General features: G+C 44.0%; 18 protein-coding genes. 6 read left to right on the forward strand and 12 right to left on the reverse strand.

The features are described 5' to 3' along the window. Window positions 1-201 precede the first annotated feature (201 nt). From mgtE to OCU48_RS01600, 12 genes are all read right to left on the reverse strand, one after another. A complete protein-coding gene (gene mgtE / locus OCU48_RS01545) occupies window positions 202-1560 on the reverse strand; it encodes a magnesium transporter (RefSeq protein ID WP_141346933.1) in 1359 nt (452 codons plus the stop codon). A 387-nt stretch (window positions 1561-1947) separates the two neighbouring features. Beyond that, a complete protein-coding gene (locus OCU48_RS01550) occupies window positions 1948-2220 on the reverse strand; it encodes an HPr family phosphocarrier protein (RefSeq protein ID WP_141346934.1) in 273 nt (90 codons plus the stop codon). After that, the gene (gene rapZ / locus OCU48_RS01555) at window positions 2214-3086 is read right to left on the reverse strand and encodes an RNase adapter RapZ (protein WP_141346935.1); all 873 of its coding nucleotides are present in this window, start codon (window positions 3084-3086) and stop codon (window positions 2214-2216) included. Before rapZ ends, OCU48_RS01550 begins: the two co-directional genes overlap by 7 nt. Window positions 3087-3090: 4 nt before the next feature. Further along, window positions 3091-3558 (reverse strand): PTS IIA-like nitrogen regulatory protein PtsN, encoded by a 468-nt coding sequence (ptsN, locus tag OCU48_RS01560; protein ID WP_017032861.1) that lies wholly within the window; start codon window positions 3556-3558, stop codon window positions 3091-3093. 2 nt (window positions 3559-3560) lie between these two features. After that, a complete protein-coding gene (hpf, locus tag OCU48_RS01565; protein WP_141346936.1) occupies window positions 3561-3848 on the reverse strand; it encodes a ribosome hibernation promoting factor in 288 nt (95 codons plus the stop codon). A 21-nt stretch (window positions 3849-3869) separates the two neighbouring features. Continuing rightward, window positions 3870-5324, reverse strand: coding sequence for an RNA polymerase factor sigma-54 (locus OCU48_RS01570; protein WP_141346937.1), 1455 nt, complete (start codon window positions 5322-5324; stop codon window positions 3870-3872). A gap of 27 nt (window positions 5325-5351) precedes the next feature. Then, the gene (lptB, locus tag OCU48_RS01575; protein WP_141273060.1) at window positions 5352-6077 is read right to left on the reverse strand and encodes an LPS export ABC transporter ATP-binding protein; all 726 of its coding nucleotides are present in this window, start codon (window positions 6075-6077) and stop codon (window positions 5352-5354) included. A gap of 7 nt (window positions 6078-6084) precedes the next feature. Then, window positions 6085-6591, reverse strand: coding sequence for a lipopolysaccharide transport periplasmic protein LptA (gene lptA, locus OCU48_RS01580; RefSeq protein WP_141346938.1), 507 nt, complete (start codon window positions 6589-6591; stop codon window positions 6085-6087). Next, window positions 6572-7135, reverse strand: a complete 564-nt coding sequence (gene lptC / locus OCU48_RS01585) for an LPS export ABC transporter periplasmic protein LptC (RefSeq protein WP_141346939.1) — start codon at window positions 7133-7135, stop codon at window positions 6572-6574. The genes lptA and lptC overlap by 20 nt, the downstream gene beginning before the upstream one ends. Then, window positions 7132-7689 carry a 3-deoxy-manno-octulosonate-8-phosphatase KdsC gene (kdsC, locus tag OCU48_RS01590; RefSeq protein WP_141346940.1) on the reverse strand — a complete coding sequence of 186 codons (558 nt, stop codon included), beginning with the start codon at window positions 7687-7689 and terminating at the stop codon, window positions 7132-7134. The genes lptC and kdsC overlap by 4 nt, the downstream gene beginning before the upstream one ends. 3 nt (window positions 7690-7692) lie before the next feature. Continuing rightward, window positions 7693-8667, reverse strand: a complete 975-nt coding sequence (gene kdsD, locus OCU48_RS01595) for an arabinose-5-phosphate isomerase KdsD (RefSeq protein WP_141346941.1) — start codon at window positions 8665-8667, stop codon at window positions 7693-7695. 24 nt (window positions 8668-8691) lie between these two features. Continuing rightward, window positions 8692-9651, reverse strand: coding sequence for a calcium/sodium antiporter (locus OCU48_RS01600; protein WP_141346942.1), 960 nt, complete (start codon window positions 9649-9651; stop codon window positions 8692-8694). 189 nt (window positions 9652-9840) lie between these two features. On the opposite strand from OCU48_RS01600, the gene mlaF reads away from it, so the two are divergent. Genes mlaF through ibaG form a run of 6 tightly spaced genes read left to right on the forward strand, consistent with a single transcriptional unit; the run spans window position 9841 to window position 13137 of the window. Next, on the forward strand, window positions 9841-10644 hold the full coding sequence (gene mlaF / locus OCU48_RS01605; protein WP_141346943.1) for a phospholipid ABC transporter ATP-binding protein MlaF: 804 nt from the start codon (window positions 9841-9843) through the stop codon (window positions 10642-10644). Further along, entirely contained in the window at window positions 10641-11432 is a 792-nt protein-coding gene (gene mlaE / locus OCU48_RS01610) for a lipid asymmetry maintenance ABC transporter permease subunit MlaE (RefSeq protein WP_141346944.1), read from the forward strand. The genes mlaF and mlaE overlap by 4 nt, the downstream gene beginning before the upstream one ends. A 2-nt stretch (window positions 11433-11434) precedes the next feature. Continuing rightward, the gene (gene mlaD, locus OCU48_RS01615) at window positions 11435-11914 is read left to right on the forward strand and encodes an outer membrane lipid asymmetry maintenance protein MlaD (RefSeq protein ID WP_141346945.1); all 480 of its coding nucleotides are present in this window, start codon (window positions 11435-11437) and stop codon (window positions 11912-11914) included. Between the two features lie 2 nt (window positions 11915-11916). After that, window positions 11917-12558, forward strand: coding sequence for a phospholipid-binding protein MlaC (gene mlaC / locus OCU48_RS01620; protein ID WP_141346946.1), 642 nt, complete (start codon window positions 11917-11919; stop codon window positions 12556-12558). Beyond that, the gene (locus OCU48_RS01625; RefSeq protein WP_141346947.1) at window positions 12558-12890 is read left to right on the forward strand and encodes an STAS domain-containing protein; all 333 of its coding nucleotides are present in this window, start codon (window positions 12558-12560) and stop codon (window positions 12888-12890) included. Before mlaC ends, OCU48_RS01625 begins: the two co-directional genes overlap by 1 nt. After that, complete coding sequence (gene ibaG, locus OCU48_RS01630; RefSeq protein ID WP_017028814.1) at window positions 12883-13137, forward strand: BolA family iron metabolism protein IbaG; 255 nt, start codon at window positions 12883-12885, stop codon at window positions 13135-13137. The genes OCU48_RS01625 and ibaG overlap by 8 nt, the downstream gene beginning before the upstream one ends. Window positions 13138-13146: the final 9 nt, after the last annotated feature.

A 13146-nucleotide genomic window follows, 5' to 3' on the forward strand; every position in this document is an offset into this window, starting at 1 on the left:
TTGGATTAAATTTGATGTTTTGAACGTGAAATTGTCATCTCCGAGCGCTTCTATCGGAGATCTAGTGACTGTGTTATTAGTTGGTATATGTAAGAAGCAGATGCCCGATAAAATACTTCGGGCATGACAGACTTAAGACACATCACCCCGAACGCTTTTCTGGGCATGCATCTCGGTCGGGGGATCTATTTAACCAATGCTCTAAAGCAAAAATACCGTTGCTAAACCAAGGAATACCGACAAGCCAATAACATCCGTAATGGTCGTTAAGGCCATACCGCCTGCAAGAGCTGGGTCAATGTTCATCTTTTTCAGCACAATAGGTACGGTTACACCAGCGACGCCAGCTATAAATAGGTTGGTTAGCATAGCTGCAGAAATAATCAGACCTAACATCCAATCACTCTTCCAGAACACTACAATCGCACCAATAATCAGCGCCCATAGGATGCCGTTTAAGAAGCCTATTGCCGCCTCTTTCATTAAGAGTTCTTTGCGGTTACTGTCACCGATATGTCCAAGTGCTAAACCACGAATAACCAGTGCTACGGTTTGGTTACCCGCAACACCGCCCATTGATGGCACTATAGTCATTAGGATAGCAATCGCAGCCATTTGTTCGAGGGTTGCCTCAAACATGTTTGAAACAGAAGCGGCAGCCAATGCGGCTAGAACATTGGCTCCGAGCCATACACTTCGACGGCGCGCTGATTTCACTACAGGAGCAAAGGTATCTTCATCATCATCGAGACCAGCCATACTCATCATTGAATGTTCGGCATCTTCACGAATGATATCAACCACATCATCGATAGTGATTCGACCGACTAGGTGTTGATTCTCATCCACAACAGGAGCTGATACCCAGTTTCGACGTTCAAATAGGCTAGCAACATCAGTATCACTGAGGTCAACAGAGATCGCCTCATCGGCATCTTCCATTACATCAATGACAGGAATGTCGGGTTGAGTAGTCAGTAATGTTGTTAGTGATAAGTTACCGATAAGTCGGTCATCACTATCAATAACATATAAGGTATCGGTTGCCTCAGGCAATTCGCCTTTCATTCTCATGTAGCGAAGAACTACGTCAATATCGACATCGTCACGAATCGTGGTTACGTCGGTATTCATTATCCCGCCAGCGGTATCTTCTGGATAGGAAAGGGCTTTCTCGACGCGAAGTCGATCTGCCGCATCCATTTGGCCTAGAACTTGCTGTGAGACATCATCAGGCAGACTTCGAAGTACGTAGGCTACATCATCGGTATCCATGCCCTCTGTTGCTTCTGCAAGCTTGCCAGGAGCCATTTTGGAGACGAGGTTATCTTTAACGTCTTCGCTTAATTCATCAAGGATCTCACCGTAATCTTCGGGATCGGTGAGTTGCCACAATACTTCACGGCTTTTTCTTGGGGAGGCTTCGAGGAGGTGGGCAATATCCTCTGGCTCCATACTTTGCAGTTGGCGTCGTACGAAGACAAAGCGACCGTTATCCAATGCATCACTAACTTCTTGGAGCGTTTGGTGGGCTTGATCAAACTCGATCTGTTCCGCCATTATTTGCCTCCGTTAGATTTGTGAACACTGAATAGTTTAATAGAAGGATATTAGCTTATTTTATTCAAGGGGTTAATAAGTTATTAGGGCCTGTTGACCTTTTGAGTTGATTTTTGTAGCGATTTGTTGAGTATTTATACAAGGCAGTCACTTTTAGGTGTGGTGCTTCCACATGAAAAGGGGCTAACGCCGTAGAAATGCCCAACAAACCGCTACCCGAAGGGCTCGGCCAGAAACCATTTACTCGTCGTTGAGCGTCTTTTGCTTAGATGACTAGGCGGCAATACGCTCGCCTTGATTAAATGGCTTCTGGTCGAGCAAAATTTAATCGCAAAAGGTCAGCAGGCCCTAAGACTAAAAGAGAAAATTAATTTGAGTGGACGAAAACTATTCATCTTCCTCAAACTTGCCTTCGATAAGTGAGCAAATAGCGTTGAGAGCTTGTGGTGCCTCAGTACCATCTGCGGTGACAGTCACGTATTCACCTTGAGCAGACTCTAGCATTAGCAAAGCCATTACACTGTCTGCTTCGGCGCTATTCTCTTCGTTGTGAACGCTGACTTTAGCATCGAAGCTTTGTGCTAGCTCTACCAATTTAACGGCTGCGCGAGCATGTAAGCCTAGCTTATTGACGATAAGTAAGGTGCGAGACTCTAGCATCGGCCTTTCTCCAACTCGTTGTGACGAATCAGTACGTGTTGGCCTTGTTGTTGGAAATACTCACCGATTTGTTGTGTTAGAAAAACAGAACGGTGCTTGCCACCAGTACAGCCTATAGCCACCGTAAGGTAACTGCGATTGTTCTTCTCTAAAGACGGTAGCCAGCGCTCGATGAAAGCTTGTATCTGTTCTTTGAGTTCAACCACATCCTCAAAGCCAAACAAGTAGTCCTGAATAGGTTTATCTAAACCAGTCAGAGGCCGTAATTCAGGCTCCCAGTGAGGGTTCGGAAGAAATCGTACATCAAACACATAGTCGACATCAGAGGGTAAGCCATGTTTGAAACCAAAGGATTGGAACACCATGACTAACTCTTGACCATCGCGACCTAAAATGCGCTTGCGTACCATCTCGCTTAGTTCATGAATAGAGAGCTTACTGCTATCGATGACTAAATCAGCTTGCTCTTTAAGCCCAGAGAGAAGTTGCTTCTCTTGTACAATAGCTTGCTGCAATGAGCGTGAATCTTCAACCAGAGAGAGAGGGTGAATTCTTCGAGTTTCACTGTATCGCTTAACTAACGTTTCTTCATTGGCTTCGAGGTATAAAACCGTTATCTGAACTGCATCATCAAGGGTTGTCAGTACTGCAGTAACTTGACTTGGGTTTGTAGGTAAATTTCGAATATCAATGCTTACTGCAACTCTTCTTTGTTGTGGATTTAAACCGTCAACAAAGGCGCTAAGCAGAGTTACCGGAAGGTTATCAACACAGTAGTAACCAATATCTTCTAGGGCGCGTAAAGCAACACTTTTGCCACCACCGGAGTTACCGCTGACAACAACTAGTTGGCGTGGTTCGGACATGTATTTATCCCTTTGGACACTCAATCGATTCAGAGATCATAATCTCGAATAGTTCTTCGTCGGACTTAGCGTGACGAAGCTGTTTGAGAACTTTCTTGTCGTTGAGGCGTTCAGCCATACAAGAAAGAGTTTTAAGGTGTTCTTTGCACTGGTCTTCAGGGACAAGTAATGCAAACAACAGGTCAACTGGGCGGTTATCAATGGCATCGAATTCAATAGCTTCATCACACTGTAGGAGTACAGCAATCGCTTTGTCTGAATTACTCATGCGTGCATGAGGGATAGCAATGCCATTGCCTATGCCTGTACTACCTAGCTTTTCTCTGCCCAGCATACACTCAAACAGGTCAGTTGAATCATGACCTGTATGTGTAGCTGCAATTTGACTGATTAGCTCTAAAGCGCGCTTCTTACTCGTACAATGGACTGCACTTTTGGTGCAGTCCAACGACAATACTTCATTAATTTGCATGGTTAGTGATTACTTAACTTTTCTTTGTGCTTGGTCAGCTGGCGTACTAGCTTATCAACGAGTGCATCGATAGCTGCGTACATGTTTTCTTCTTCAGCAGTGGCGTGAATATCGCCTTGGCTAACGTGTAATGTGGCTTCTGCGATATGATTGACCTTCTCGAGTTTTAAGATCACGTGCACATTGGTGATGTGCTCGAAGAAACGCTCTAATTTCTGAAACTTGGTATCAACGTACTCTTGAAGTGACTCTGTAAGCTCTACATGGTGGCCTTTGATATTGATTTGCATAAGCGTTCCTTCTAGTGATGCCTAAACTAGGCGTTTTCGCTGACTCGATGGGGCAATACCTAGTGATTCACGGTATTTTGCCACGGTACGTCTTGCTACCTTCACCCCTTGCTCAGCGAGTAGGGTGGCAATTTTGTTATCGCTCAATGGTTTGGCGCTGTTCTCTTCTGCTACCAATTTTTTGATTAATGCTCTGATAGCGGTTGACGATTTATCCTCACCTTCATCATTACTGACGTGACTTGAGAAGAAATATTTTAGCTCAAAAATACCGCGTGGTGTGTGCATATATTTCTGAGTTGTGACACGTGAAATAGTCGATTCGTGCATATCGATAACTTGCGCGACGTCGTTCAATATCATTGGTTGCATAGCTTCTTCACCCTTGTTGAAAAACTCTTGTTGTGTTTCAACTATGCATCTCGCTACTTTGAGTAGAGTATCATTACGACTCTCTAAACTTTTAATTAGCCACTTTGCTTCTTGAAGCTGGTCTTTGATGTATTGATTGTCATCGCTATTTGCACCAGTAATGGTCGCATAATGCTGATTAACTTCTAGTTTAGGCGTACTCGTGTTATTGAGAAATACCGTCCACTTACCATTCACTTTTATCACGTTGACATCCGGTATTACATACTCGATGTCATTTTCACCAATTTGGCTTCCTGGTCGCGGGTCTAACTGCTGAATGAGCTGCAAAACCGCGATCAAATCACTCTCTTTGAGCTTAGTTTCTTTAACGATCATTTTGTAGTCGCGATTGGCTAAATGTTCGATATAGTTTTCTAAGATCTCGCAAGCTTGTTGCTTACGCGGTGTATCGTCAGGTAGAGCATTAAGCTGCAGCAACAAACACTCTTGTAGATTGCGCGACCCTACCCCTAAAGGCTCAAATTGTTGAACGCGTTTGAGCACTGCTACGGTTTCATCTTCTTCGATATCTGGAAGAGACAAACTAGCCGTAATATCGGCCGTAGAAAGAGTTAGAAAGCCTCTATCGTCAATAGCATCAATGATGGCGATAGCAATGGCATGGTCAGTTTCGGTAAAGGGAGTCAGCTCTAATTGCCATAACAGATGGTCGTATAGACTGGTTTGAGTCTCGCCTTGATAAATAGGTAATTCATCATCCGATGCTATACCTGTATTACCCGTGTTTGAACTGTAAACATCTTCCCATGAAGTATCCATTGCCAAGTCTTCACCAATGGAGTTAGTTGCCATTAGTTCTGCGCTATCTTGAGTACTGGCTTCAACTACTGTTGTTTCTGGTGATGATTCTTGCGATGACTCTGTTTTTTCGTCTGTGTGATTATTTTCTTCTACAACTTGTAGTAATGGATTGGAATCTAGGGCTTCCTGAATCTCTTGCTGAAGCTCAAGGCTCGACAATTGCAACAGTCTAATAGCTTGTTGCAACTGAGGGGTCATTGCGAGTTGCTGACCAAATTTGAGTTGTAATGCCGCTTTCATGATAATGAGTCGCCCGAAACGAACCGTCTACAGACGGAACTGTTCACCAAGGTAAACTTTCTTAACCTGCTCGTTACTTAGGACTTGCTCAGGAGTTCCTTCTGCTATTAGATGTCCTTGGCTAACAATGTATGCACGTTCACATACGTCTAGGGTTTCACGCACGTTGTGGTCAGTGATGAGAACACCTAGGCCGCGGTCTCTTAAATGCTCAATGATTTTCTTAATGTCGATAACGGAGATAGGGTCTACACCGGCAAAGGGTTCATCTAGCAAGATAAACTGTGGGTTTGCAGCTAGTGCTCTGGCGATTTCTACGCGTCGACGTTCACCACCAGAAAGTGCCATACCGTTACTTTTACGAATGTGCTGAATATTAAACTCATCGAGTAATTCTTCTAGCTTCTCGTCTCGCTCTTGTTTGGATATTTCATTGCGAGTTTGCAATACGGCATAAATGTTATCTTCAACCGAAAGCTTTCTGAAGATGGAGGCTTCCTGAGGTAGGTAGCCGATACCCATTCTAGAGCGGCTATGCATAGGAAGAATACTAATGTCTTGATCGTCAATGAGGATTTGCCCTTCATCGCGAGCCACTAGGCCTACAATCATGTAGAACGATGTCGTTTTTCCTGCACCGTTAGGCCCTAGCAGGCCAACGATCTGTCCGGATTCTACTTGCAGACTCACGTCAGCAACCACTTTGCGGTTCTTGTAGCTTTTCGCTAGGTGTTCAGCTTTGAGTATTGCCATAGGTTGACTATTTCTTCTCTTTTGGCTGTTTAGGTTGTGGCTGTAATACCGTTGAAACTCGAGAGCCTTCGCCACTTTCAGCGATCATTTTCTCGGTAGTGATATGGTATTTGATGCGCTGACCGCTAATGGTACTGCCATCCTGAGCCAGCATCGCCTGTTTGACCATAGTTAATTGGTCTTCTGCCATGTTGTAGTAAAGCTCTTCTGCGTGACCGCGGATGGTTTTACCATCATCAGTAAGTTGAGAGAACTTAGCTAGCTCTCCATAGGCTTCGATTTCTTTGATTGAGCCGTCTTCTGGGTCACGGAAAACAATGACTTTATCACCTTCAACATTGATGCTCCCTTGGCGCATTTTTACATCGCCAATAAAGGTTACTTTGTTGCTTTTCATGTCGAGGTGCTGACTGTCTGAGTCGATGTAAACCGGCTGCTCTGAATCTGTTGATAGCGCGAGAGCAGCAGGAGACAGCAATATTCCCAGTAAAAGACTAAGGCTGAGCTTTTTCATAGATCCCTTGTACACTATTGAACAGTACCGCTTCGTTTTCATCCAGGTTCCCCTCCAGTGCTTGGCCAATATTCACAAACTGTGGCCCTGTGAGAGTAACCTGAACATCAGAGTTGAAGTCTTTGGTGTCCAGTTCAATTGTCATTTTGTCTGTAGTTAATGTTTCAAAGCTGGCATCGGGAAGCAAGTTGGTCGCAATGACATTGCCTTCCAGCGTCAGGTGATGATTGTTATCTAAAACGGCTTTATCTGAAACTACTTGCCACTCTTCGACAGTCCCCTCACGATACACATACATAACGATGTTATCAAATAAGGTATCGCCACTGTCGGCATAATGGTCTAGCTTCTCTGAGGTGATCTTGTAGTTGCGAATGCCCTTTTGATCATAATTGGTATTCGTGACTAATCGTCCAGTAAACATAGGCAGTTCGGCACTAGGCTCGATCTGAATAACCACTTGTTCTTGATTTGTCAGTAGGTAGTAACCGGAAATACAGATGACTCCGATTAGCACTATCTGAAAAATGCGAGAACCCGTCATATGCTCAAGCCTTTGTGTTGTTCAAGCTCACCTCTAGCTTCCAGGATGAGATCGCAGACTTCACGCACTGCGCCATGTCCGCCTTTAATCTTGGTCACGTAATTGGCACGCTGAACCAGCAATGGGTGTCCATCATTGACGCACACTTTAAGAGCAACCTTATCCATTACCGGCCAATCAATGAGGTCATCACCGATGTATCCAGTATGTTCTGGTTGGATACCTAACTTATCAACGATGTCGTTGTAGGCTTTGATTTTGTCATCTTGACCCTGATAGATCAGCGATATACCTAAAGCGCGCATGCGATTTTCAACAATTTGTGAGCGGCGACCCGTGACGATGGCTATTTCAATACCTGCGTTCATAAGCGATTTCACGCCGTAGCCATCTCGGGTGTGGAAGGTTTTTAATTCTTCGCCATCATTGCCCATATAAACGAGGCCGTCAGAAAAGACCCCATCCACATCGCAGATGAGTAGTTTTATCTCTTTTGCGATCGCAAAAACAGAGGTTGAAACTGGACCGTATAGAGAGTTGACCATCTCAGTCATGAATTACATTACTCCGGCTTTAAGAAGGTCGTGCATATTGAGGGCACCAACCAGTTTATCATCTTCACATAGTAACAAGGCTGTGATGCTGCGTTGCTGCATCACATTCAGCCCTTCAACCGCCAACAGAGATGGCGAGGCAAAGCTTGGATTGTTTGACATTACATCACCAATGATAGTGCTGTGGATGTCAATGCGCTTATCTAAAAGGCGTCGCAAGTCGCCGTCGGTAAATATACCTAGTATTTTGTCCTGATCATCAACAATAGCCGTCATGCCTAAGCCTTTTTGGCTGATTTCAATCAGGGCATCCTTAATCAAAGCGTCAGCTTTAACTTTAGGAACTGCTGAGCCAGTGTGCATAATGTTTTCTAATTTTAATAACAACTTGCGACCCAGTGCACCACCCGGATGAGAGAGTGCAAAGTCTTCAGTAGTAAAGCCTCTTGCTTGCATCAAAGCCATAGCTAAAGCATCACCCATCACTAAGGTAGCTGTTGTACTGCTAGTCGGCGCTAACTCTCTTGGGCAAGCTTCTTGAGGAACGGCAATACACAAGTGAATATCCCCTAGCTTCGCCATGTTGGAGTTTGGTTTGCCGGTCATGCTGATGATCTGGATGTTCAACCGTTTTAATACAGGGAATAGCGATAGAATCTCAGAAGATTCACCAGAATTAGAAATGGCGATAACAATATCCCCTTGAGCTATCATGCCAAGGTCGCCGTGGGCGGCTTCTCCAGGGTGAACAAAAAAGGCGGAGGTACCAGTACTCGCTAATGTTGCTGCAATCTTATTGCCAATATGGCCAGATTTTCCCATGCCCATTACCACGACCTTGCCGTGTTTGTTCTCTAAAATGGCATCACAAGCGCGATTGAAATCAGCATTAAAATATTGAGATAGCTGAGTGAGCCCTGCAATTTCTATGTCCAGAACTTCTTGTGCAGCTTTTTGGTAGTCAAATTTTGAAGACACGGTTGATTCCTTAGATATTTAATTCTACACATTCATGATTAGGTAGCCTTGATAGGCGATAAATAACAGGAACAGGATACTACCTTCAATTCGATTGATACTTCTGGACTTACCGAGTGCCATGACCACCAATAGAAGAGAAACCCCCAGCATTACCCAAAAGTCACGATTCATCGCATCTTCATTGAGAAATGATGGATTTAGAAGTCCCGGAATGCCCATTACAGCAAGAATGTTGAATACATTTGAGCCGATGATATTACCTACTGCCATATCATCCTCTCCTTTCATTACACCCGCAAGAGAGGCTGCTAGCTCAGGAAGGCTAGTACCGACGGCAATAATAGTCAGACCTATAACTAAATCACTCATACCAAAGTATTTAGCAATGATCACTGCGTTGTTTACCAGAAGATCTGCTGAAATAGGTAAAACGATGAGGCCGACAACCACCCAAAATATGGCTTTTCTATTGTCTACGCCATCTGGGACTTCTGATTCTTGTTCACTTATCATGGTATCCCCCTTGAGCTTTTCAGCGCGTGAGATACGTAGCATAGTGATAATGAATGCAGCAAATAGTACGACCAGTAATACGCCTTCCATGAATCCCAAATAGTGGTTCCACATGATACCGCCGGCAATCAAGGTGACACCAATCATTAAAGGCAGTTCGCGACGTAATACACCAGAGCTGACTGAAAGTGGTTTAACTAGTGCTGTAATACCAAGGATAAGAGCAATGTTTGCAATGTTTGAGCCCAGTACGTTACCTACCGCTGTATCGGTTTTACCTTCAAGAGCTGCTGTTGCAGATACCATCATTTCAGGAGCAGAAGAGCCCATAGCTAGAATGGTCATACCGATGACTAGAGGAGAAATTCCGAAGTTTCTGGCCAGTGCGGCGGAACCGAATACCAGTCTATCGGCACTCCATACCAGCATGATTAAGCCGACGACAAGAAGACAAATCGCTACGATCATTAGTGGACTCTTTATTAATTGATGCGAGTTAAACAGTGATTTTGACGTTAAGCTGTCAAAAAGGGAAGATTTTAGACAAATTATTTACACATAAGTCTAATAAAATTCCTATGATTAAGTCGAGCAACTAACTGATTTATTCAACCTTTTTAATATATTGCGTGTATATGGTCTGGACAAGGAGTGTCGATGGCTGAACCAAATCCCAAAATCATTCTCAATAATGTCACCTTCTCGCGTGGCAATAGGGTGATTTTTGATGACATCAGTTTATCGATCCCTGAAGGGAAAATAACGGCAATCATGGGGCCGTCAGGTATAGGTAAGACTACTCTGTTGAAACTAATTGGCGGACAGATACAGCCAGATAGCGGAGAGATATGGTTTGAAGATAATCATATTCCAACCTTGAGTCGACGACAGCTATACCAAACTCGAAAGAAAATGAGCATGCTGTTTCAATCTGGTGCACTTTTTACCGACTTGACGGTTTTTGACAATGTAGCCTTTCCTATTCGTGAACATACTGCTCTGCCTGAGTCTCTCATCCGTACCATTGTGCTGTTAAAGTTGGAAGCGGTTGGCTTGAGAGGTGCTGCTGATTTGATGCCTAGTGAGTTGTCTGGAGGAATGACACGAAGAGTCGCTTTAGCTCGAGCGATAGCCCTGGATCCCGAAGTGGTTATGTATGATGAACCTTTTGTGGGGCAAGATCCTATTACGATGGGGGTATTGGTTGAGTTGATTCAAAAGTTAAATCAAGCTTTAGGTATGACTTCCATCGTAGTGTCTCATGATGTGCCTGAGGTCATGAGTATCGCTGATTATGTGTATTTGATGGCCGACAAGAAAATCATTGCCAAAGGGCAGCCTGTAGAGATTGAACAAAGTACAGATCCAAAGGTTCAGCAGTTTTTGCAAGGAACTGCAGATGGTGCGGTGCCCTTTGCGTTTCCATCCAAAGAATTAGACAAGGACCTATTTCTACGATGATGTCTAAAGTGATCAACAAGGTTGCTGATTTCGGCGCTTCAGGAGTGAGGTTTAGTCGCTCTTTGGGTGGAGCAACTTTCATGATGATTGGTGCTTTATTTAGTAAACCTGAACCATTAAAAAGTTTTCCTTTACTGATTAAACAGCTTCATTCAGTAGGTGTGCAATCCTTGGCAATCATTATGGTGTCAGGGCTTTTCATCGGTATGGTATTGAGCCTTCAGGGCTATGTGGTGCTAGTGGATTATGGCGCAGAAGGCAGTCTGGGGCAGATGGTTGCTTTGTCGTTATTGAGAGAATTAGGTCCTGTGGTAACAGCGCTACTGTTTGCTGGACGTGCAGGCTCTGCGTTGACGGCTGAGATAGGCTTGATGAAGGCAACAGAGCAATTATCAAGCTTGGAGATGATGGCTGTTGACCCCCTAAAGCGCATCATCAACCCAAGATTTTGGGCTGGTGTAATTTCGATGCCGCTGCTTACTATGATTTTTATTGCCATTGGTATCTTAGGCGGTCAGTTAGTCGGCGTTGATTGGAAGGGAATTGACCATGGAAGTTTTTGGTCAGCAATGCAATCCTCTGTGGAACTAGGTAGAGATATCGGTAACAGTCTCATCAAGTCCTTGGTATTTGCTATCACCGTGGTTTGGATCGCTTTGTTTAATGGTTACGACGCAGTGCCTACTTCAGAGGGCATCAGTCAAGCAACTACTCGCACAGTAGTGCATTCTTCTCTGGCCGTACTAGGGCTGGATTTTGTGCTTACCGCATTAATGTTTGGAAGTTAAGTATGAGTCAATCAAGGAAGTTCGAATTCTGGGTCGGTAGCTTTATGATCCTTGGTATCATCGCGGTGCTTTTTATGGTGTTTAAGGTTGCCGATGTAAAATCACTAGGAAGCCAAGACAGTTATAAGTTAAAAGCCTACTTTGACAATATAGGTAGCCTTAAAGTGCGTTCCCCCGTCAAGGTGGGTGGGGTAGTCGTCGGGAGAGTTTCGGATATTAGCCTAGATACTGAGTACTATACGCCGATAGTGACCCTGTCGATTGGAGAGCACTACGGTCACTTCCCTGATACCTCAAGTGCACACATCTTGACGTCAGGACTGATAGGAGAGCAATACATTAGTTTAATACCTGGCTTTATTGATGAAGATGTAGAGTTACTCAAAGATGGCGACTTGATTGAAGATACTAAATCGGCATTAGTGCTAGAGGATTTGATTGGACAGTTTTTATATAGCGTTGGTGATGGTTCAGGAGAATAAGTATGAAATGCATTCTTAGGTTTATGTCATTGATTTTAATACTTTGTTCACCGATTGTCTGGGGTGGAACTATTGATAAAACTCAGCCGTATCAGATGATGGAGCAGGTAGGTAGCAACACATTCGACAGGCTAAAAAGCGAGCAGGCACAGTTGAGGGAGTCCCCCGATCAACTAAAAGTCGTTGTAGAAGAGGAGTTAATGCCCTACGTCAATGATCGTTACGCTGGATTGAAAGTACTAGGAAACCACCTGAAAAGAGCCGACAAAGCTGAAGTGGCTGACTTCTTAGTCGTTTTTCGTGAGTACCTGGTGACGTCATATGCTCAGGTGCTTACGCAATACAAAGACCAACAGATTAATTACTCAAAGCCAAAGTCGATAAGAGATGACCAGCGTATAGTTTCTATTCCTGTAGAAATTGTGCAAGGTGATCGGCCGCCAATAAAGATAGAATTTAAGTGGCGTAAAGATAAGAAAACTGGCGAGTGGGAAGCGTTTGATATGGTTGCTGAAGGTGTCAGTCTGATATCTAGCAAGCAATCAGAGTGGGGCGGCAAGATCCGCAGTGATGGCCTTCCGGCAGTCACTAAAGAGTTAGCGAGGCTAGCTAAAACCCCTATTCGCTATGAGTCTGCAAAATAATGAACGATACTGCAGCCTGGATATTAATTGATGAACAGCATGCTGAGATTAACGGTGTGTTGAATAGAAACAGTGTTCCCCAGCTTTGGCAGCAGATTTCACAATGGACCCCAAGTGTGAGGCGGTTAGAAATCAACCTAAATGAAGTGCTAAATTCCGATTCTGCGGCAATGGCACTCATTCTGCACTTAATTGAACATGCAAAAAATTGTAACTGCCATATAATGTTGCGATCTGTACCAAATAAACTGCTTACACTATTTGAAGTAAGTAATGCTATGCCGTTACTGGCGGGGCATATAGAAATCGAAATTGAGGGTAAAAGTGGATAGTACACAAGTTAAGAAGTTGCTCGACGATGCGTTGCAGCTAGCAGAAATTCATGTGAAAGGCGAAGGTAGCCACTACGAGGTCATTGCCGTTGACGAATCTTTTGACGGTATGAGTCGTGTTAAGAAGCAACAGCTTATCTATGCACCTTTAATGGAATATATCCAACGTAATGATATCCACGCGGTATCAATCAAAGCTTTTACTCCTGATGAGTGGCAGCGCGATAAAAAACTCATGTCGCTTTAAGGAAAAGTA

It is taken from the genome of Vibrio inusitatus (genome assembly GCA_024346935.1).
GTDB lineage: Bacteria > Pseudomonadota > Gammaproteobacteria > Enterobacterales > Vibrionaceae > Vibrio > Vibrio inusitatus.